We start from the raw sequence: 22323 nt of genomic DNA on the forward strand, positions 1-22323 counted from the left end.
CTCCCCCCTCTTGTAGGGGGGAACGAGGGGGGTAGGGGGGAACGAGGGGGGTCGGGAGAAGGGGTTAGGGGATGAGGGGGAAAATGTCGAGCCGTAGATAGGCATGGCTAAAAACCTTGCCAGCATTGGTTTTCGACCTTAAGTTGATACCAATGCACGTCGGTGCGCCCCTACGCTCAACTTGATGATAATTTGCTAAATCTGTGTTTATCCGATTCGACAACGACGAATGATCCGGCTAATTCCGCTTCAGAATAGGTTTGTAGAACTCGTTCAGGTTCGTTATGAACCTAATTTTAAGGCACTAAAGTGCCTACTACAAACAGTGCGATCGCATAACTCAAGCCAGCCCGAATATCCTCAGTGTCTAAATCAGGATAATAGTCTTGCCTAATTTCTGCATTTGAGGTGCGTTAGCGAAGCGTAACGCACCCTACGACGCGACTGGACAACCCTGTAAGCCTCGACTGGGCAAATTACCCAAAAAACTGGCATCCTATTAGATAGATGAACTTAACCCCGTCTTCAGTCATCTATCTTTTGGCTTATCTGTGATCACTAAACACTGGCACCGACTGAATCCGGATTGGCTCATCTATCCACAGAACCCTTTCAGGATAACGATTATGCCCTACCAAAATATTAGCGCGACGCTTTCCGACGAAGATAAAGCCGCGATTAAAGCCGCTATCAAAACCATTGAAGAAAAACTCTCGTTCTTAGTCAATCTGAGTGTTGACGAACGCCGCAAGCTGTTTAAAATGGGCGATAAAAGCTTAGGCTTTGTCCAAAATAGTTTAAATATAGCCCAGTCGAATCCAGATATTCTGCCCAATAGCTTTGATGTGAACGAATTTGTCCAAGATTATCAGTTAGCAATGGCGCTGGGGGAAATTTTCTTAGACTTGCGCCAACTGACGGAAAAAGTAGATGATACGCTGCTGGCGGTGGGGAGTGAAACAATGACGAGTAGTTTAGAGGTTTATGACTATGTGAAGACAGCAGCTAAACGCACTCCCGGTTTAAAGGCGGCGGCGGAAGAATTAGGAGAACGGTTTAAGGCGATGAAGACAAAGACACCCAAGTCAGATAAAGAGTCAGAAACAACAACTTAAGCGGCTGAGGGGTATAGTATTACCGATTGAGGTTAGGACAATAAAATTGGGTGAAAAGGCAACAAGCAACAGACAATGGGCAACAAAGGAATGTCCTAACCTATCCCCGTAGTGCTATTTTTGGAAAAGCACAATTATATAAGTAGACAAAAGGTTAAAGAAGTATTGCGGCTTTAGCCTTATTTTTATGTGGTTTAGATTTGACTGCGCTGCATTCCGGTTGTAGAGACGCGCCATGGCGCGTCTCTACAGGATGGGGAGGCGATGGATTCTGTTGACGAGTATTAAAGATTCGTCAGCGAGTACCAAAGACTCGTCAATGAGTATCAAACACTCGTCAGTGAGTATCAAACACTCGTCAGCGAGTACCAAACACTCGTCAATGAGTATCAAACACTCGTCAATGAGTATCAAACACTCGTCAGCGAGTATCAAACACTCGTCAGTGATGAATTAAGCGCAAGCCTTCATCCGGATCAACTTAAGCCAAAACCCTTGCCAATTCTGGTTTACAGCTATTCAATGGAAGCATAGCCTCACCCGAAGCATTTTCTGATTTAAAGTAACGAAAGTATCTTGACTTCCCCCGGTTTCAGACGCGCCATGGCGCGTCTCTACATTGCTTCAGATGATATTATCCCTGAACCAACTGTCGTGCTTGTTGAATCCAGGCGGCGACTTGATCCACTGTCGGACTCAGATCACGCCGTTGCATTGTTGCTACTTGGAGTCGTAAAATTTGCTGGTGTAACTTGTGAGTCGGTGTTTGAGCAAGCTGCTTGACTGAAATAATACCCGCGTGCAGCAATAACCCACAGTAGTCATAGCCAACACTAGGTACGCGAGCTAAATCAGCCAGTGCCACCCATTTATGTACATATTGTGCCTTGATTTGCAGTTGATTGGCTAACGCTTGTTTAGATTGGCGATTATTTGCGACTTTGAGGAGTTGAGCCGTTGTTGTAATTCCCTGTTGCTGAAGTTTAGTCCAATCTTCTTTACTCAATCCAGGAAGATGTTCAATGGCGCGATCGCGAACGGGAATACTACGGTGATGGTTTTTGGGTTGATTAGACATTCTGGGGATTGGAGAACAGGTGCTTAAGATTATAAAACTTTAATAATGAAGGGCTAAAGCCCTGACTACGAACTCCAAACAAAACCGCAAACTGCGATACCGCGATACACTGATCCAGAGAGCATCTAGAGTAATTACAGTTGTCATGACCAATCGCCTTGCCCAATGCCAAAGCCTTTATCTGCGTAAGCATGCGGAAAATCCTATCGATTGGTGGCCCTGGAGTGATGAAGCTTTATTCACGGCTAAGGCAGACAATAAGCCAATTTTCCTGTCCATTGGTTACTCAAGCTGCCACTGGTGTACGGTGATGGAAGGGGAAGCCTTTTCTGATCCGGCGATCGCACAGTACATGAATGCCAATTTCTTACCGATTAAGGTAGACCGGGAAGAACGCCCGGATATTGATAGCATTTATATGCAGGCGTTGCAGATGATGACGGGTCAAGGGGGTTGGCCCCTAAATATTTTTCTGACGCCAGAGGATCGGGTTCCTTTTTACGGCGGGACGTATTTCCCCGTAGAACCGCGCTATGGGCGTCCGGGCTTTTTACAAGTATTACAAGCGATTCGCCGCTTCTATGATGTAGAAAAGACCAAGCTGCAAAACTTTAAAGACGAGATTCTGGGTCATCTACAACAGTCGGTTCTCCTCCCCGCTTCCGGACAACTCACCGCTGAATTACTACGCCAGGGAATGGACAAAACGATCCGGATTGTAGATAGTGGGAGTTATGGACCGAGTTTTCCGATGATTCCCTATGCGGATTTAGCCTTGCGGGGAATTCGCTTCCAGGAGATGACCGAGGTTGATGCGTACCAAGCCTCGCGATCGCGTGGGTTAGATTTAGCTAAAGGGGGAATCTATGATCATGTTGCGGGCGGCTTTCATCGCTACACCGTAGACGCCACTTGGACAGTGCCTCACTTTGAAAAAATGCTCTACGATAATGGGCAGATTGTCGAGTATCTGGCGAATCTGTGGAGTGTGGGGATTAAAGAAGCTGCGTTTGAACGGGCAATATCGGGAACCGTGCAATGGTTGACCCGGGAAATGACCGCCTCGTCTGGTTATTTTTACGCCGCCCAAGACGCCGATAGTTTCACCGAACCCAGCGCCGCCGAACCGGAAGAAGGGGCATTTTATGTCTGGAGTTATGCCGAATTGCAGCAACTCCTCACCGCTGAAGAATTGGCAGAATTGCAAGAACAATTTACGGTGACGTCTGAAGGCAATTTTGAAGGACAAAATGTATTGCAGCGCCGTTATTCGGATCAGTTAAGCGATACCTTAGAAACTGCATTAGCAAAACTATTTACTGCCCGTTATGGTTCCCCTCCCGACAGCTTAGAAACCTTCCCCCCCGCCCAAAACAATCAAGAGGCAAAAACAAAGAATTGGTCAGGTCGCATTCCGGCGGTTACAGATACGAAAATGATTGTGGCGTGGAATAGCCTAATGATTTCTGGTTTAGCTAGGGCGTATGGCGTATTTCGTAAACCCGAATACCTGGAATTAGCCACAACAGCCGCTAAATTTATTCTGGAGAATCAATGGGTAGATCAGCGTTTCCATCGCTTGAATTATGAAGGTGAAGCCTCTATATTGGCACAGTCGGAAGATTATGCGTTATTTATTAAAGCCTTATTAGATTTGCATCAAGCCTCACTAGGATTAGCAACAGCACAAGAGTCTTCCCAATCGCCAATCCCGGATAGTTGGTTAGAGGAGGCGATTAAAGTACAGGACGAATTTGACGAATATTTGTGGAGTGTGGAACTCGCAGGCTACTATAACGCCGCTAATGATAGTAGTGGAGATTTATTGATACGGGAACGCAGTTATACCGATAATGCCACACCTGCGGCGAATGGTGTCGCGATCGCGAATTTGGTGCGTCTGACGTTACTCACGGAAAACTTAGCTTATCTAGATCGCGCTGAACAAGCCTTGAATGCGTTTAGTAGTGTAATGAACCAGTCACCCCAATCCTGTCCCAGTCTGTTTACGGCTCTAGATTGGTTCCGCAATTCTACCTTAATTCGCACCAGCGTGGCTCAGATTTTATCCCTAATGACGCAGTATTTTCCGGCAACTATGTATCGATTAGAACCCAGTCTTCCGGAGAATGCCGTTGGCTTAGTTTGTCAGGGACTCAGTTGTAAACCTACGGCTCATACTCAGGAACAACTATTAGCACAAGTCGAGAAAAGTCAAACCCGGGGCTATTGACGTGAGCAAGTTTAAGCGTTTTTTTGTAGGGAGTAAAGGGCGACCCGATCCAATTGAGTGGAGTAGTCTGTTAATTGATGCAGACGGGTCGCAAAGTCCCCCTTTTTAAGGGGGATTTAGGGGGATCGACAATGTACCGCATAGCAGAGCAAACTGCTGTATGAATTCACATCCCGTGAAATTAAGGAACTGTCATTTCGACTCGATGGGTTGTTTGTGCCGAAGAATGAACAATCAAACGAACCCTTTTATGTGGTCGAGGTTCAGTTTCAACCGGATGAGAATTTATATTATCGTGTATTTACGGAACTGTTCATTTTTCTGAAACAATACAAACCGACCCATCAATGGCAGGTTGTGGTCATTTATCCCACTCGTCGGATTGAACGGGAACAACCGTTACACTTTAGGGAACTTTTCACCCGGGTTACTCGGATATACTTAGATGAGTTAGGAGAGGAGGCATCGGATTCTTTGGGGATTAATGTTGTTAAGCTAGTGATTGAGAGGGAAAAGACAGCCCCGGAACAAGCAAAGCGCTTGATCGAACAAGCCCAAGTCCAGATAACCGATGAGACGACAAAACGAAATCTGATTGATTTAATCGAGACAATCATCGTTTACAAATTACCGCAAAAAAGCCGAGAGGAGATACAAGCTATGTTCGGGTTAAGTGAACTCAAACAAACCAAGGTTTATCAGGAAGCGCAAGAAGAAGGTGAGAAAAAAGCCAAGTTAAAAGCAATACCCCGCCTAATGCAGTTAGGTTTGAGTTGGGAGATGATTGCTGAAGGATTGGATTTGCCTGGGGAAGTGGTTCAACAAGCCGCACGGTTATTTGCCCAACAAAATGTTATGGCTTTTATTGAACTGTTACAGCATCAACGATCGCTTTTTTCGCCGCAAGACTTGGCTGATTTGGCTGAGTTAATTGAACCGTTACCCGATAAGATAGAAGATCTATCTGAGGCGATCGCACAATGGTGTAAGCAGGATGGACATTCCCTACAGCGTCAGGGGTGGCGTGATCTTGTCTCCGGGAAGGTAAATGCGATGGTGGAGGAATTATTGGCGACGAATCTTGCATCCCTGGAAACTTTGGGACTTTCGGTTAATAAAGCAAACCTACAACAGGCGATTGAGTAGGGTGGGCATTGCCGTGTCCTATTCTCTCAAACTCTGTACCGTAATCCGTGTACCTGCGATGCAAAGCTGGAAACGTTAAGGGATGAGGATGAACCGTTCAACCAAATAACGCTGAAACTCCACCCCTTGACGCTCGACAATCTCCGTATTATAAACCTGAAAACCAAACCTTTTAAACAACCCCAAACTAAACTCACTCGCTTCTGCATATAAGCGCTTAATCTTGTGACGTTTAGCATAATCCAAGAGAATTTCCATCAGCCGAGAACCAATCCCTTGATGGATGCGATCGCGCCGCACATAAGCTGAGAGAATATGACCATCATCAGCTATTCCCGCAAAGCCGAGAATCCCAGTTTCATCCACCGCCACAAATGTTGTCCCTGACAAAATGAACTCCCGAAACCCAGCCGTATCCTCAGCAAACGACGCCCAGCTATGGGTTTGAGCATCAGAGTAAAATTGAGGCGCGATCGCGAGTACCGTTTCTTGATACAGTTTGGCTAATTCGGGACTATCCGAGGCTTGAGCAATCCGAATCCTCATAACCGTCAACGTTAGTGCGACTCGTGTAACATCTCTGTCTGTATGACATGGAGTTTACCCTTTCCCCCGAAAACAAATAGCCAAATAATCACCGCTAGCCAGTGTAAACTAACAGCAGACCACAGCGATCGCGTTACGCCATAAGCAACGGCACAGGCAATTCCTAACAATCCCGCCAAGACTAAAAATTTCCAATCCCGGAAGGTTGTATAGCCAGGAGGGTAGAAATAGCGGGCGTTCAAGGGATGATACAGGATAAACAAAATTGTACTCAGGCTCAACCCAAATAACCACGCCCCCGCCGATGCATTTTCTAGGAAACTGGGAAGCAGCAGCCCCCGAAAGACTAACTCTTCGCTGAATGCTGGGAAAACCAAGGTTAAAAAGAACTGATTCCAATTCAAATCCCAACGGAATTGTAAAAAACCCGTCATCAAACCGAAGGGAACCGCGATCGCAGCATACCCCAAACCAATACTCACACAAATCAGCCACCCCCACCCACTCGGTAGCGTTATTAACCCCGTCACTACGCGAATTAACAGCGTTGACAAGACGGGAACCTGTCCCAATAATACCGTTGGCGCCACCGGAAAAATGGACTCCTCTCCCCCAGGGACTTGAAAACTTTGCAACACCCACAGTTTCGCCTTTTTGTCAAGCAACAAATCGGCAATGATATCCTGTCCTCGACGGGGCATAATTGTCCGCCAACTCAAAATCCCGGCGAATAAATCATTATCCTGAATCAAGCGATCACCCACACCTGCCAAGGTTTCCGCGTTTTGCTTCCAGTCGGAACGCACCACCCCCAACGGCGTTAAATTCTGTTCTAATTCCTTCCCTAACGCCACTAACGCCTGAAATCGCTGGGTTTGGGGATGATTAGGATGCTGTTGTAGCCAAGCCTGTATCTGAGGCGTTGTCGCTACCTGCTGCTTAATCTGTTCAATCGCAATATATAAGGCTTGATTAGAATCCTGAACGCAAGACGAAGCAGGTGTAACGATCGCACTTCCGGTTCCATCCCCGGTGCGATAGCGGGACATCATGACATTCAACTGGTACTTTAATGCCTGTAAAGGTGAGAGAATTACGCCATCGAAATTATAGTCTTGAGTGACAGCTTCCAATTTGATTAAAACATCAACAACCGGGCGTGTCCCCAACCATCCCCGGTGCAAATCCCCCATATAATTTGCCCAGGTTACATTTCCAGCAATAATACCGTTCGGGTTATGGGCATAAACCTGTTGATAGACAATTTCCCAGCTTAACTCATTAGTCAACGGATCACGAATAATCTCCGCCACCCCAAAGGAGAAATGACCCGTTACCGTCGCCCATATCGTCTGTTCATCGCCATTTTCACCGCCAATCCCGCCAAACAGATGTAAAATCAAAGCGCGATCGCCTGCTTGCCAAGCGGAAATTGCATCGGGTTTGCTTTTCGCCTCTGGATCAATTAACACTGTCGCCACTGTCCCCTGGCGATCGCGGGTATTCTGCCACAAATTCGGCAGCCGATCTGAACCTAAAATAACCCGATCCGGTTGCAATTGAAATAGCGATCGCGGCGCAATGGCTTGGACGGTAAAAACACCTTGTTTATCCTTCGCCCCGTAAATATACCACCCCGCCTCGCCTGCGGGAGACGCTTCAAGCTGTTGTGGCGTGGAAAACAACCTCCCCTTGCGGAAACGAATCACTTCTTCAACACCGTCAAATCTGTCCGATTCGGGGTTGTAATGACGTACCGTTAACCATTCTCCCTGGGTGCTGACAATCGACACTAAACCATAAAATCGCCCGGAAACTTGAATCGGAGAACGAGCAATTTTCAGCCTATTTTCTGCCCAAATCACCTCCTCTAAGCGGACAATCACATCATTTTTAGGTCTGGCTCCCGCTAAAGATTGTAATGGACCCACCTGTGACCAACCATTCAGGCGATTGGGGTGAATATTACCGTCTTTCTGGCTATTGCGAGTCGTTTGGTTAAATTCAATCGGGGTAGTAACAGCATCCAAATATGCCTGAATTTGGGGCGTTTCCTGCCATTCTAAACGCACTTTATCACCGATTAAATCCTGGGCAGTGTCGGGGGCGTTGTACACCTGAAACCAAACCCAATCACCTGTTGAATTGGCGGTTATTTCTTCCGGATTGGGTAAAATTAATCGTCCCACCCAATCACCGACAGAGTGATAGAAGGTTGGGTCAATGTCTTGCTCAAGTGGATAAAAAGACGGTTGATTTCCTGCTGGTTGACTCAGGGTGTAACTGGACTCCTGAGGAACAGCAGGTTGGGGTTCCGGGGAAAAATAGATTAGCGCGATCGCACAGATTATTCCTAAGAGTCCCCAAATCACCCACTTAAACGTTCTCATGTCCGTTCCATTCCGCGATCGTCGTTTGAGCCAATTTTCCCATATAGGGTTTTCATTTGAGATGTGAAACTCACGATAGTGGACAAAAGCAATAGGCAATAGCAGGAGTGTGAGCATCTTGCTCACTACTGAACTAACACAGTTAAAATTCGGGATTAGATGTGACCATTGAATCGGGCGCAAGTCTTTGCGCCCCTACGATTTTTTCTCACCTTGCTTCCAGGCGTTCCATGGTCACGTCTCTACTACCCCTAAGGGTTTTATAACTTTCTCAAGATAGACACCTCGAAAGGTTGCAACTTTTCGGGTAAATCAATAATTTTGCCCGTTTCCAGCTTAGTAGACAGCAAAACTTCCCACATTGGGATTTCGATGGATTCATCCAATCCTAAATCTTTTTCATAGGAGAAATTAATTACAATCAACACGCTCTCCTGCTTTGTTTCTCTCAGGTAAGCTAAATGCTCATAAGGATAATAGATCAGAGTTCGCCAACGTCCCACCTGTAACGCTTCGCTGTTTTTGCGGACTCGCAGTAAGGATTTATAGAAATTAAAAATTGAATCATCTTGCTTGAGTTTATTTTCAACATTCACATCCAAATAGTTGTCATTAACAGGTAGCCAAGGTTCAACATCTTTGCCAAAACTAAACCCCGCTTGTGGCGAATCATCCCATTGCATCGGCGTCCTCGCACCATCCCGCGACGGTACAGATTCCCCACTTTGAGGATTGGCTACCGCTTTATCCCTGGCTTTTTCTGGGGGAATATTGAGATGATTAACCATGCCAATTTCCTGACCGTAATACAAAAGAGGAATCCCTCGAACCGTCAATAATATAGTAGCGGCGGCTTTGGCAATAGCTTTGGGATTCGTGCAGAGACTACATTCAATCCAGCGCGATAAATGTCGGGGAATATCATGATTATCTAAGAAGTAGGTAGGCGAAGCACCTGCTGGAGTTAAGAGTTCTTTCTTTTCAATTTCTTGTTGCAGATAGGCAGGATACCAAGGACTAAAGGCAAACTCAAAGGTGAAGGGTAAATGAAGTTCATCATTGTTTACCCCATAAAAAACGATGGAATCATAAAGACGATTATCGATGAAGGTTTCGCCAAGAATCACTCGGTCGTCATACTCATCTATTAAGTTCCGGATCTCCTTAATAATTTGATGGTTTTCGGCAAGATTTTTATTGTACAGGTGATGTTGGTTATTGTAGTCCTTTCTATCCGTCGCCCCAAATTTCATCGGATTATCGCGAAAATATTGGTCTTTACTATACACACTCGACGCATCCAGTCTAAAGCCATCCACCCCTTGATCCAGCCAAAACCGGATCATGTCATAAATAGCGGCTTTAACTTCTGTATTTCTCCAGTTAATGTCAGGTTGATTGGTATTAAACGTGTGGTAATAATATTGACCGCGTTGTTGATTAAATGTCCAGCCGCTTCCTCCGAAATAGGAGAGCCAGTTGTTGGGAACTCCACCATCCGGGGCGGGATCTTGCCATAAATACCAATCGCTTTTAGGATTATCTCGGCTGGAACTCGATTCGATAAACCAATTGTGCTGGTTTGAGGTGTGATTAATCACTAAGTCCATAATTACTTTGATGCCGCGTTGATGGGCTTCGTTTAAAAGCTTCTCAAAATCGGCTAATGTGCCAAAGGTAGGACAGATATCGCAATAATCACTCACATCGTACCCATTATCAATCATCGGTGATTGGTTAATCGGGGAGAGCCAAATTGCATCAATTCCTAATGAAGTTTGACTGTCAGGATTGCCATCATTAAGGTAATCTAACCGACTAATAATACCTTTCAAATCTCCTTTGCCATCTCCATTGGCATCAGCAAAGGTAAGGGGGTAGATTTGGTAGATTACACTTGTTTGCCACCATTTAGTTTTTTTAGGATTCATAGTCTTGTTCACCTGCAAAAAATACAGGATACTCGGCTAGCCAGTCGCCAAGGGGGGTTGTAACGGCGAGAAGCCTGTCTAGAGAACGGTTGAGGTTTGCACCCATGACACCAAGCGCCCAGGGTTGTACATACAGGGTATCATTGGCGCGATCGCACCTCGATTAGAATAATGGCAGAGTTGAGGAAATATCATGTCAGAAGGGAAAAAGCAACAGTTCAACGCTCCGGTTGGCAGTGTGGATAATCAAGGAACTCAACATAATGTAGCGGGAGTCAACTATGGGGTTCAGACTAGCACCTCAGATCCTGAACTTCAGGCTACAGTACAAGAGATTCAAGGGTTGGTCTCTAGTTTAGACCTGACTCAGGCAACCACCACGAGCCAACAGATGAGGCTGGCGGAAGCAGTCATTACCAAAATTGAGGATCAGCCAACCTTTAAGGAACGAGCAATCCGTGCGGCGCGGGGTGGACTGGTGGAAGGACTCAAGCAAACTCCAGTGGGGGCGATCGTTGCTGGGGCGATCGAGGGTTGGACAAACGAGAAAGATTAGTCTATGTCAGAGCCAACGAATCAAAATACAGGGAGTCAAGGGAACCAGGGTCAACAAGGGAATGTTGCTGGTGCTAATTATGGTGTTCAAAATACCTACTACAACAGTGGAGGGCGACAGTTATCTAAGCAGGAGTATCGCAATCGTCGAAATTTATTGACTCAGATGCGAACCGAGGTAGAAAGCCGTTTAACCCAGTCTATACACCGGGCGGCGTTCGTGAATTTGGGCAAAGAACAGCAACCCCAGCAGGTGCAACGTCCTTGGGATATGTCGGTGAAGGTGGGAGAACAGCGAAGCGTTCAGTTACCCCCCCAGACAACGATTCTGGATGTGTTTGATAATCCCACGATTTCCGGCAAGTTCCTGATTTTGGGCAAGCCAGGGGGCGGAAAGACCACGACGTTATTAGAGTTAGCGGAAGCCTTGATTGAGCGGGCAGAAGGGGATAGCGATGCCCCAATTCCAGTGATTTTGGAGCTTTCGAGTTGGCAGGAGGTGACAAAACCTAAGTTTTTGCCCTTTGGAGAACGGGAAAAATATGACCCTTCGATTAAGAAGTGGGTTCTATCTCAGCTTATGGGTAAGGGAGTGAGTCAGGAAATCGGGGAACAGTGGCTTCAGGATAAGGAGTTAGTGCTGTTGTTGGATGGGTTGGATGAATTGCAACCGGAACGTCAGGCGAAGTGTGTCCGGGCAATTAATCAGTTTTTAAGCAGTGAATTGTCGCCGTCGCATTTGGTAGTGTGCAGTCGTAAGGAGGAATATGAGGACTATGAAGAGATTTTGCTCTTAAATGGGGCGATTTGTTTAGAGGATTTGACGAATGAGCAAATTCGGGATTATTTTACCTCTGTCAATCTAGGGGAATTTTGGGAGAGCATTAAGGGTTCAGAGAAGATTGTCAATTTTATTCGTCAGCCGTTGTTTTTAGCAATTACGAGTATTGCGTATCAGCAGATTGATGTTGAGGAGTGGCGGAATTGTAACGCCGAAAAAAACAGCATTGATTATTTACTGGGTATTTATCGGGTAAAAATGCTAACTAGATATTGCAATAAAATTAGGAAAGAAAAAAGCATTAATAACTTCATGACAAGCCAAAATATTATCATATTTATAGCAAAAAGTTTAACAAACACACGATTTGAGTATGCTCAAAAGCTCGCTAAAAATCGCCGAATAGGTAAAGGAAATAAAGTCAAGTTAAAAGCCATTCGTGTAGACCAAATTGACACCTTAATATTTAATGATTTAGGGTGGGAATTAATAGTCAAAGTAATTTCGTCTTTTGCAGTATTGATATTTTATTCAGGGTTGCTGTACTTGGCAATCAGCTTAGATATAAATTCAAAGCATGAAAATATCATTGATATAACACATAGCTTTAGTAACATTTTAATTGAGTTGGTTCCGCTTCTATTAATAATGTTTCCATCCGTAGGTACATCTTTTGATTTTTTTGAACAATTAAAATCTTCAAATGTTATATGGAAAAAAAGATTTGGCGATATTATTGAATTTCAGGGTTATCTTACAGTTTTATTGTTTTTTATTCAGTTCGGATTATGGGTTTTATTTGGTTGGGATGATTATGGGTTCAATACTTGGTCAAACTGGATTCATAGAAGTGTGATTATAGATAATGCAATACTAATAACATGGTTTATGGTGGATATACATTATTTTTGTGGAGAATCTTCTGCTCTGCCTCAATACTGGGTAAACATTAAACTTGATTTAAAGTATATGTCGGGATGGACATTTATAACTTTGTTTTTGGGCATACCTTTGACAATATTATTTGCAATAATCGCTCTAGATATTAATATGCTGCTTATTAGCTTTTCTGCTTGTATAGCAGTGTATTTTTTAGGGTTTATATGTCAATTTAATAAAATACTTTCGGGAGATATAGGCAACAGTAAAAATATAATATTTAATTCTCTATTGGCTTCTTTAGTTTCATTTATAATTGGATTTATGCCTGTTTTTGTGTGTTCATTGCTGCTTCAAGAATCAACACAAGTTAGTGCTGGTTATGGTATTACAGTGGGATTAATAGTTAGCTTTTGGGCAATGGTATCTGTAATTGAGTATTTTGTTTTGCGTCTAACCCTCTGGCTAACAGGTCAAATGCCCTGGAATATCACCCGCTTCCTCGACTACTGCACAGAACGCCTCATCCTGCAACGAGTCGGCAACCGCTACCGCTTCATCCATCGCCTTGTTCAAGAACACTTCGCCAAATTGGAAATCCAGAAAGAGTAAAGCTGACTCAAAAAAACCGGGTTTCTGTCAGCCAATTTGCCAGGGTGGGCGGAAGTTGAGCATCGATCCAAATCTTCATGCGGTTAGTCGAGGAAAATCAGTACGTCGTGCTGCAAAGACTAAACAAGCTTGGATATCTGCTAGTTCTAAATCAGGGAAGTCTTCTAGAATTTCAGAAATGCTAACATTTTCTGCCAACATCTCTAAAATATCGGTGACTCGAATTCGCATTCCTCGAATACAGGGACGACCGCCACATTGACCCGGATTTTGCGTAATTCGGTTTAGTAATTCAGGAGTTAAACTCATAACCTTTTTGAGTCTTAATTAGTTGTTTTTTTCTAATTAATCATAGCATATAACAACCCCCCAACGGTTTGATATCGCGGTACTCAATCAACTCGCCCGGTTTAGCCATCCACCTATTGCTGTGGTTGTACGCGAACCCCTTGCTAATTGCCAATTCCCCCAATTCGTGGAAAGCGATCGCAATCTCATTACCAAGTTTCAGCGGGTTAGACTTCTTCCTGTACAACAGTTTCAGCTAAAGCTTTCTTGGCAAGATAGGTGAGGTAGACTGTTACCGCAATCGTCGCAATTAAACCAATGATCCGAATCACCCATTTAGCGATTTGAGTTTCCTGTGTGGTGGGTTGATTAGACATATTGACTGTGGCTAAATTGCTAGCCAAGGAACCGATGTAAACGTACACCAGGGTGGCTGGAATCATGCCAATGGAACCCAAAACATAGTCTTTTAAGGAAACTTGGGTAACGCCAAAGACGTAATTAAGGAGGTTGAACGGAAAGATAGGAGAAAGGCGAGTCAGCAGGACAATTTTCCATCCTTCTGTCTTCACTGCTTGATTAATCGCTTTGAATTTGTCATTGCTCTCAATCTGTTTACAAACCCAATCCCGCGAGAGATAGCGTCCAATCAGGAAAGCAAAAATGGCTCCAAACATTGCCGCGATCGTAACATAGATTGAACCCCAGAACAAGCCAAACAAGCAACCCCCTTTTAATGTCAAGAGAGAACCCGGTATAAATAGCAGTGTTGCTACGTTATAGATGATCATATACACAATAGGGGCTAAGACACCCAGACTGTCAACCCAAAGTAAGAAGGCTTGCAAAAGTTCCCGAAGGTCAAAATGTTTAGTGGCAATAATCAGAAGAACAACTAAACCCCCGATTAGTACCAGTTTCAGCTTTGAATTTAAGCGATATTTACTGAGTTGAGCCATTTTATTTTCCTTAATTTTACCATTGTTTTCTCTGCTTCCCTTCTATAGAAATGGAGGTAGTTAACCTAAATCTAGTATCAGCTATAGATTGTTTTTGATTAAATAATTATAGTTTAAATTGCATGTTATAAAAAACTTAACGGCGATAACGTTCTCGCTCAATTTGCAACCGCTGTCGGACTAACTGGTAGACTTCCTGTGCCAACATCCGCAAATTGGATTCACTGGCGAGTTCTGGTTCGGTGGATTGGGAGGGTGGAACAACTGTTGATGAAGGTTGAACCGTTACTCTAGGAGTTTGATAGGTTTCAGAAACTGTTTTTGCTTCCGCTTCAATTGAATCCGCCACATCACCAGATGTTTTTCTGGGATTAGCATAAATAGGACGAAATCCTTCTGGGGTAAACATGAACCCTTCGATATCTTCATCATCGCTATCCTGACTAGAAACAGAACTATCTTCACCAATTAATTCAGCCAAACTCTCCCAAGCGGTTGGTGTAGTTTGACTAGAGGATTGACTATCTAGATTTAAATCTGAATGACTCTTGTCTAAAGAGATTGAGTTCAATCGTGAGAAACTTAACTCAGGTAAACGATTCTGATCATTCTCAGAACGGCTTAAGGACAATTCACCTAATTCCTGATCGATTGAAGTTTCAAAAGTAAGGTTTAACACCTGCAAAGATTGAAGAGAAGACCGACCTAAACTATGAAATTGACCTAAAGGAATTATGGTGTTTAAATCTTGCCAATTCAAAGGAAGTTGTGGAAAAGATTTGGCTTGATTAACCTTTGGGTAAAATGCCGATATTTCGTTGTTGTCCTCACCAGAAACCCGGTTTCTGGGAATACTTGACCGTTGGGTGTCGTTCCTCAATCCAACGCCATCGTTAGCTTGAGCATTTTCTGCCAACCTGACAGATTCCTTTTCCTCTGTTTGAGAGATAGCCGCTAATACAGTTCTACCCGTGGAAGAAAGTATGTCTAAGTTATGAACATTTGAGTTAGCCAATAGCCCTAGAGTGGGCAATTTACCGGGCATTTGTCCAAGAGGTTTAGCCGACAGTAATGGCTTTTTTATCCCCAGTGATAGTTCTGAAAATTTCATCAATTCTTTTAAGCTTAAAATTTAGTCAGAGCAAGTTTGAGGTACAATTATCACGAACAGTCCTAAACCGAATGGCACTAAAATAAGCATTTCATTTAGGGAGTGCCAAAACCCTTGATATACCGTAGGGTGGGTTGAGCGAAGTCGAAACCCACCAGCCTTAAGTCAGTGACATTCTTCCTAAACCTGTCCTTCAAAACGTGCCATGGCACGTCTCTAAGTAGGTTGGTGGAAATACCAAATTTTTGTCAATATTCCTCAAACCCTTACAAATGACAAATGACAAATGACGATTCTCTCCATTAACTTTACCTTTTCCCACCAATTGACCTAGTTAGTTACTGGGGAAATAGCCAGTGTTAGCACGTTGTAAATTGGTACTGGCACCGCCGCCACCTTGCTCGGCGACAACCTTTAAGCCTTCGTAGGCAAGGGTTAATTCCTCAATCGCCACGGTGCTAGAACTCGCTTGTAAGGCTGGCGTTTTCCAACCGACTGGAATCGCACCAATTAATGTCCAACATTGCATGGTTTCTCCGGCTTGATTAAAGACCAAGATGTTGACATTACGTCGTTCTTTTTTACCAGGATTGAGCGTCTTGTTAATCCAATCCCAAAACACTAAATCTTCGGTAATTCCCCGCTTCAGAGTAACATCATCAAATTTGGCTTGCTTGAGAAAGATGCGTTGCTGTTCGTTGACTCCTCCCTCAAAATAGACTTCTTTATCAATCTGAACCCCCAAACCAGAACACTCGCTAAATGAAGCCGTAATCTGACTTTCAATTTCGATGTAAAATCGATTAGCGGTGACGTAGTTGAGTTCGTGGGTGATATTACCGTTGTCAGCCATTTATAGTAACCCTCTGTAGTTTTTATGGCGTTCGCGTTGCTTCCGTAAATCCTCTTGCATAAGCTGATACACTCGATCGCTGAGTTTCCGCAAGAGTAAAGGATCTTGGGATACCTTGGCAGCAAGTTTTAAGAGAATCGTTCGTTGTTCCTGGTTCATCGTTTATCTGTTTCTCATCCGTCTTCCCCGACTTTGTAATTGTGAGAGATAACTTTCGTCTTCTGGGTTAAATGCTTGTTTTTTAACCGTGGGCATTCTCCCGGACGAACCGTTCGTTGTCTGCTCAACATCTTCAACCTCGTCCCGTTCCACCTCCACCCGGTTGAGCTGATGTCTTAATACTCTCGCTCGTTGCAGGACTTGTTGGTATTGACCGAGTTCTGGAACTTCTTCCCAATTGAGTTCTACTTGATCCGTGACTGTATTGTTATAGGTTTTAGGCTTGGTGATTTGGCGGCGACGTCTGAGTTGATCAGCTCTGATCTGAATGTCTTGAAAGCTATCAGTTTCTAAGATTTGGGCGACTTGCTCTTCTTTTTGAGTTTCGTCGATTTCAATGTTGATTCTCAGCAGTTTCTTAACTGTTTTTGCCACAACTTGACCGTAGCGGTCAATAATGACAACGCTAAAGGTGCTTAAGACTAAGCCGACGGCTGGCGGAACTAACGGTATCCATCCCGACTGCTGGACAAATAGAGCATAGCAAATACCATACAAAATACCACTGCCTACTATTGCAGCCGGAAGCAGAATCCAAGGACGGCGAATTTTCCAAGCCAAGGTTCCGCCAACAACTGACCAGAGAAAAATCCAGAGAATTTCAGTTCCTTGTGACCAATACCAAATTAAAGGACGACCCTCTAAAACGGTAGTCATAATTTGACTGACAACTTGAGCATGAAGGACTACCCCAGGCATTAACACTCGATCCTGAGCGGCTGCACTAAAGGGTGTGGCAAAATCATCATTCGCTGTGCTGGCGGTGTACCCGACCAAAACCACTCGGTCTGTGACGAGATTGGGATCAATGTTGTCTTCTAAGACATCGGTCAGGGTTACTTGTTTAATGGCATTCTCACCTGACCAATTGATCATGATTTGGTAGTCAAACGCACCTGTGTAACTATAGTTACCTGATTGGTCTTCTAGAGGAAGGAATATCGTGGAATCCAACTTGATGAATTCCTCTGGGGTGGTTAATTCTTCTTCGATTCCCTCTTGTTCCAGATATGACGTAGCTAACCGAAACGGTAAGGAATAGAGGAGGCTATCCGGATCTTGACACAGATGGGGATTTTCTGGGAGTGGTTCCACAAACGGAGGAAATGAAACTAACGCCGTGCGGCGAATGACTTGATCCCGATCAAGCTGCATATCGGCAAAACCAACCCGTTCTGGGGGAGTTCCAGGGGCAGGTGGTGTTCCGGGTTCAGTCGCAGAACTCATGACGCAGGCGGCGACCATGTTATCGTTTTGCTCAATAACCTGAATTAAATCCTCACGACCTTCGCCAATAGGCACATCCCGTCCAATGTCAATCCCGATCGCACGGGGTTGATAGTCTGCTAGTTTCTTGAGTAGCGTCGCTAATGTGGCATCCGTTATCGGAAACTGGTTATAGTTTCGGATATCCTCTTCGCTAATCCCCACTACTAACACGCGATCGCTTGGCTCAGATTCTGGACGCGATCGCACGAGTTGGTCATACGCTTTCAATTCAGAGCCTTCTAACGCCCCCAACTGTCGCAGTCCCACAATCACCCCTGTAACAACAACACTCGTCAGAACGACTGTGCCGCCAAATGCCATGATTCCCTTACCTACGGGATGTTGGGTGAAAAATGAACGCATTTCAGACATCATCTTGGTATTGCCTCCTGTTTCCCTGAGGGTTAATTCACTGACAACGCCTACTTTACGGCGGAGTTTTTTTGAATTCTGAACCTTGGATTCGGATAATCAAACTTAATATAAATTAACGTGAAGTTAAAACACTATAGCCACTTTCAAAGTGTCTCCAGATATTCATCACTTTTTTTAAAGAACTGTAATGATACTAGAGTTTACAGACGAATCAGATAGAATATTAGTATATAATATAGTACCCAGGCAGTTTATTGTTGTCATAGGGTTTAAATTGTACACTGAGTTAGCTGAGACGGTGAAGACGCTGATTGCCCATCACCTTGGCTGAGTCGCTATAAATAAAAAAATGAGGTAACCTGGTTTAGCGTCACTATACACTTTACCGCTACAACAGGAAACTTTGCCGAATAGAGAGGAGTCGGTCTGTAAATGAATACGCTAGATAAATACACAGACTTGGCTCTAGCTCTCTACTACCGCGTTAATGAAAATTGTATCCATTACTGCCACTGGCAAGGAGTAACATGAAAAAGCCCTCTATATATCTTAAAACGTTTTCCCTGATGTTGTCTCTGGGATTAGTGATGAGTGCCAGTACCCTGGCGATCGCTGGTCTCAAACCGAGTTCCTCTAATCAGGAAAATCAGAAGCTTTCAGAAACGTTAGTCGCGGGGAATAAAGGTCTACGCTTCCGACGGCGGAGAATGCGAGCCTCTCGGCGCAGAACTGGAGGGTTCTCGCGGGGAGTCTGCAAAATAGGGGATGAAGAAAAGCAGGTTAATGTAACAGCATTATTACCACAACTTCAAAGTAAGGAGTTGCCAGAAGATACCCAAGAATCGTCCACCAATGTTCAGATTCCCGTTGAATTAACAGTCGAGGAAACTCCGACGTTCTTAGTTCATATCACTGAGACTGAGGCAGAGGAAGCAGTATTCACGCTGATAACTGAAGACGGGAGTGAGGTTGTTTATGAAACAACTGTTTCTCTGGACAATCAAACTCCCGGAATTGTCAGCATTAGCATCCCAGAGTCAGATCCGGCTAATCCAGATAATGAGTTGTTACAAGTGGATCAAACCTACAATTGGTTTGTAACCATTCCTTGCTCTCTGGCTGATTGGAGTCAAAATCCTACAGCAGAAGGCTGGGTGAAGCGAGTTGCCAAGGAAGAGTCTTTGCAGCAAGAGTTAGCCAAAACCCCAGACATTGATCACCCGAAAGTATTTGTGGAGCATGGCGTTTGGACAGAAGCAGTGAGTTCACTGGCGAAATTGCGAGAGCGTTATCCGAATAATCCTCAAGTTCAAGCGGATTGGAAAGATCTCTTAGAATCGGTGGGGTTAGAAAATCTCGTTGCAGACCGTTCTGTTAATAGTCCTGAGTCAGCTGAATCTGGGGTTGAAAATTAACACCCTCCAAACACTGATTCCTACAAGGATATGACATACACCTTAAAGGGAAAAGCTTATCCTCTTTTCCCGACCTAGAGACGTTCAGCCGGAACGTCTCTACATACATATACAGAATAGATTTGTCTCAAGTGCTGCCATTGGCAAAACGTAACATGAAAAAGCCCTCTATCTATCTGAAAACATTTTCCCTGATGTTGTCTCTGGGATTGGTGATGAGTGCCAGTGCCATGGCAATCGCTGGATTCAAACCAAATTCTTCCAGTCACAATCATCAGAAGCCTTCAGAAACCCTCTTCGCTGGAAATAAAGGTCTGCGATTTCGTAACCGAAACATTAGAGCGTCTCGGTGGAGAACCGCAGGATTCTCGCGAGGTTCGGGTATGTGTTACGGAGAGGAAGTCGAAGTCACACCGTTAGTACCAGAAGTTGCGGAAAAAAACACAATTCCAGTTGAAGTAACGGCATTACCGAATCCGACATTCTTGGTTTACGTGGGTGAGACTCAAGCCAAGGAAGCAGAATTTGCATTGCTGAGTCCAGACAAAGAGATTATTTATCACGAAATGGTTTCTTTAAACGAAACGCCAGGAATTGTCATGTTCACTCTGCCAGAACCGATGACAGAGGAAGAGGAGCTACTCAAGGAATCGGAAAAGTACCAGTGGGTATTTTCCCTCAGTTGTGAGCAGGGGGGTGATGCTTCTGGAAATTTGACGGTTGAAGGGTGGGTTGAGCGTGTTTCTCCAGAAACCGAACTTGCTCAAAAGTTAGCCAATGCATCAGAACGGGAAAAGCCAGCTATTTTTGCTGAATATGGCTTCTGGATGGATGCAGCAGGTATATTGGCTCAGTTACGTCAGGATTATACTAATGATCCTCAAGTTCAAGAGAATTGGCAATCTGCCTTGAACTTTGCCGGTCTAGATCAACTGATTGAAGCACCGTTGGTGAGTCATTCTGGGTCACCTGTTGAAACCAATGCTGAAAATTAAGCTGTTTGACTCAAGGTTGTGAGTCATCGGTTCCAGGGAAAAGGTTTAACCTTTTCCCTTTTTGATCGCTAACAGACGTTATATCAGCAACCTTTTTACACGCTCGCCGTTTCTCGCAAGGCGTCCAGCACGGTATCGTGAATCACACCATTGCTGACAATGACCCCCTGATTATCAGACAGTTTGGCACCCAGAGAAAAGTTGAGGGCTTTCCCGTACATATCGGTCACCCGTCCGCCAGCTTCCTCAACCACAATCGTTCCCGCCGCGTGATCCCAAATCTTTTCCCGATAATCTGGAGACTTGGGTGATGGCAAACGCAGGTAAAGCGATGCACGACCCGATGCGACTGCACCATACTTGGCTTGAGAGTCCATCCGCAACGAAGGCGTCGTAATGCCTACGGCTTTGGCAACTGCATCCTGTCGTGAGTGATCCCCGTGACCGGATTCCACGCTCTCGACAAAGCGCATCGCCTCCTGACTATCAGCCTTTGTTACCTGAATCGGCTGAGGTTCTCCGCCCGATATAGGAACCATGGTTGCTCCCTGACCCCGTACCGCTACAAATAAGACACCCTTTTCTCCATCAGGTTGATCTGGGGAAACGGGTAGGGCGGGACAAACTAGAACACCCAGTTTCACTTCACCCAATTCTACTAGTGCTAAAGCCACAGCATATTGGTCTTGACGCAGAAACCCTTTTGTGCCATCGATGGGGTCTAATGTCCAATAGCGCCCACCAATCTGACTATTACCGCGATCAATCCAGTCCAATACCTGATCCGGTGTCGCATCACCAACGACAGATTTGACGTAGTGACTTACCCGATTCAATTGGTCAGCCATTTCGGGTTGACGCAACTGGGACGCATCTTCTTCACCCACCACTAGGTCATCAGGAAACGCCATCGCTAACGCTCGACAGATAACCGCCTGGGAACCCAAATCCGCCACTGTGACTGGACTCTTATCGCTCTTTTCCATGGCTTCAGTCACCTGTTCTTGGCGAACTTGCTCACACAGTTTGGCTGCTGTCAGCGCTGCCTCAATAGCTACCTGTTTTTCTTGCTCGTAAGACATGATAAATCTCTATTGCTCCATAATACTCTCAAAAAACCTGGCTAAGGACGGGAAGGTAAAACACCCAATTAAGCGGCTTTAACCCGTCCTTACCCCCAGACCACTATTTTTTATGCGGGTAACGAGGGCAATCGCCATCGTGGGGGCTTGCGTAAAAAACTCTTATTCGTGAGCCTTTCAACGTTGATACCCTGCTACTGGTAGAGAAGCCGCTTCCCGTATTACCTTAAGTACCGTTTGGTTGCACCCTTGGGCTAGGTTTAACTGTCCCGATGTCACCACTGATCACGATCTGCCCTTTCCCTGTAGCCGGATTAATCTGTACAGTAGCAAATGGCTAGGAGCGATCGCTGTAACGTATTGCCGCTTCCATAATGACCTCTCGGCAGAGTGATCATCAAGGTTCTCGCCAAGATTTCAGGGGAGCAGGGGGTGATGGGATGAGGGGGTGATGGGGAAGCAATGTTCCTTTCCGTGCCATGGCACTATGG

Annotated in this window: 18 protein-coding genes; 7 read left to right on the forward strand and 11 right to left on the reverse strand. The window is 44.8% G+C overall.

Going from position 1 to position 22323, the window contains the following annotated elements:
- The first annotated feature begins 626 nt into the window (after window positions 1-626).
- Window positions 627-1115 carry a hypothetical protein gene (locus RH949_RS23825; RefSeq protein WP_006098553.1) on the forward strand — a complete coding sequence of 163 codons (489 nt, stop codon included), beginning with the start codon at window positions 627-629 and terminating at the stop codon, window positions 1113-1115.
- A 634-nt stretch (window positions 1116-1749) separates the two neighbouring features.
- Here RH949_RS23825 and RH949_RS23830 read toward each other — a convergent pair.
- Window positions 1750-2193 (reverse strand): DUF4332 domain-containing protein, encoded by a 444-nt coding sequence (locus tag RH949_RS23830; RefSeq protein ID WP_446356627.1) that lies wholly within the window; start codon window positions 2191-2193, stop codon window positions 1750-1752.
- 145 nt (window positions 2194-2338) lie between these two features.
- On the opposite strand from RH949_RS23830, the gene RH949_RS23835 reads away from it, so the two are divergent.
- Together RH949_RS23835 and RH949_RS23840 are read left to right on the forward strand one after the other, a co-directional pair.
- On the forward strand, window positions 2339-4426 hold the full coding sequence (locus RH949_RS23835) for a thioredoxin domain-containing protein (RefSeq protein ID WP_446356629.1): 2088 nt from the start codon (window positions 2339-2341) through the stop codon (window positions 4424-4426).
- A 156-nt stretch (window positions 4427-4582) separates the two neighbouring features.
- Entirely contained in the window at window positions 4583-5572 is a 990-nt protein-coding gene (locus RH949_RS23840) for an Rpn family recombination-promoting nuclease/putative transposase (RefSeq protein WP_446356678.1), read from the forward strand.
- Window positions 5573-5647: 75 nt separating this feature from the next.
- On the opposite strand, the gene RH949_RS23845 is transcribed toward RH949_RS23840, so the two are convergent.
- The 3 genes from RH949_RS23845 to RH949_RS23855 form a co-directional block, all read right to left on the reverse strand.
- Window positions 5648-6118 carry an N-acetyltransferase family protein gene (locus tag RH949_RS23845; protein ID WP_446356631.1) on the reverse strand — a complete coding sequence of 157 codons (471 nt, stop codon included), beginning with the start codon at window positions 6116-6118 and terminating at the stop codon, window positions 5648-5650.
- 11 nt (window positions 6119-6129) lie between these two features.
- On the reverse strand, window positions 6130-8625 hold the full coding sequence (locus tag RH949_RS23850; protein ID WP_446356633.1) for a CPBP family glutamic-type intramembrane protease: 2496 nt from the start codon (window positions 8623-8625) through the stop codon (window positions 6130-6132).
- A gap of 143 nt (window positions 8626-8768) precedes the next feature.
- Entirely contained in the window at window positions 8769-10439 is a 1671-nt protein-coding gene (locus RH949_RS23855) for an alpha-glucosidase (RefSeq protein WP_446356635.1), read from the reverse strand.
- Between the two features lie 193 nt (window positions 10440-10632).
- On the opposite strand from RH949_RS23855, the gene RH949_RS23860 reads away from it, so the two are divergent.
- Both RH949_RS23860 and RH949_RS23865 read left to right on the forward strand, forming a co-directional pair.
- Window positions 10633-10995: a hypothetical protein gene (locus RH949_RS23860; protein ID WP_446356637.1), complete on the forward strand. Its 363-nt coding sequence runs from the start codon at window positions 10633-10635 to the stop codon at window positions 10993-10995.
- Window positions 10996-11214: 219 nt separating this feature from the next.
- Window positions 11215-13266, forward strand: coding sequence for an NACHT domain-containing protein (locus tag RH949_RS23865; RefSeq protein ID WP_446356639.1), 2052 nt, complete (start codon window positions 11215-11217; stop codon window positions 13264-13266).
- Window positions 13267-13341: 75 nt separating this feature from the next.
- Here the strand turns inward: RH949_RS23865 and RH949_RS23870 are convergent, their stop codons facing one another.
- The 6 genes from RH949_RS23870 to RH949_RS23895 form a co-directional block, all read right to left on the reverse strand.
- Window positions 13342-13575 (reverse strand): DUF433 domain-containing protein, encoded by a 234-nt coding sequence (locus RH949_RS23870; RefSeq protein WP_006098613.1) that lies wholly within the window; start codon window positions 13573-13575, stop codon window positions 13342-13344.
- 206 nt (window positions 13576-13781) lie between these two features.
- Window positions 13782-14513, reverse strand: coding sequence for a TVP38/TMEM64 family protein (locus RH949_RS23875; RefSeq protein ID WP_446356642.1), 732 nt, complete (start codon window positions 14511-14513; stop codon window positions 13782-13784).
- Between the two features lie 136 nt (window positions 14514-14649).
- Window positions 14650-15624: a hypothetical protein gene (locus tag RH949_RS23880; protein ID WP_446356644.1), complete on the reverse strand. Its 975-nt coding sequence runs from the start codon at window positions 15622-15624 to the stop codon at window positions 14650-14652.
- A 334-nt stretch (window positions 15625-15958) separates the two neighbouring features.
- The gene (locus tag RH949_RS23885) at window positions 15959-16477 is read right to left on the reverse strand and encodes a phage tail protein (protein ID WP_446346802.1); all 519 of its coding nucleotides are present in this window, start codon (window positions 16475-16477) and stop codon (window positions 15959-15961) included.
- Window positions 16478-16636 carry a hypothetical protein gene (locus RH949_RS23890; protein WP_157453020.1) on the reverse strand — a complete coding sequence of 53 codons (159 nt, stop codon included), beginning with the start codon at window positions 16634-16636 and terminating at the stop codon, window positions 16478-16480.
- Window positions 16637-16639: 3 nt separating this feature from the next.
- Window positions 16640-18340, reverse strand: coding sequence for a CHASE2 domain-containing protein (locus RH949_RS23895; protein ID WP_446356647.1), 1701 nt, complete (start codon window positions 18338-18340; stop codon window positions 16640-16642).
- A gap of 527 nt (window positions 18341-18867) precedes the next feature.
- Here RH949_RS23895 and RH949_RS23900 point away from each other — a divergent pair.
- The gene (locus RH949_RS23900) at window positions 18868-19755 is read left to right on the forward strand and encodes a DUF928 domain-containing protein (RefSeq protein ID WP_157453019.1); all 888 of its coding nucleotides are present in this window, start codon (window positions 18868-18870) and stop codon (window positions 19753-19755) included.
- Between the two features lie 155 nt (window positions 19756-19910).
- Window positions 19911-20750 (forward strand): DUF928 domain-containing protein, encoded by an 840-nt coding sequence (locus tag RH949_RS23905; protein WP_006098403.1) that lies wholly within the window; start codon window positions 19911-19913, stop codon window positions 20748-20750.
- A 95-nt stretch (window positions 20751-20845) separates the two neighbouring features.
- Here the strand turns inward: RH949_RS23905 and RH949_RS23910 are convergent, their stop codons facing one another.
- Window positions 20846-21832, reverse strand: coding sequence for a 3'(2'),5'-bisphosphate nucleotidase (locus tag RH949_RS23910; protein ID WP_006098716.1), 987 nt, complete (start codon window positions 21830-21832; stop codon window positions 20846-20848).
- Between the last annotated feature and the right edge of the window lie 491 nt (window positions 21833-22323).

It is taken from the genome of Coleofasciculus sp. A1-SPW-01 (assembly GCF_040217205.1).
Lineage (GTDB): Bacteria > Cyanobacteriota > Cyanobacteriia > Cyanobacteriales > Coleofasciculaceae > Coleofasciculus > Coleofasciculus chthonoplastes_A.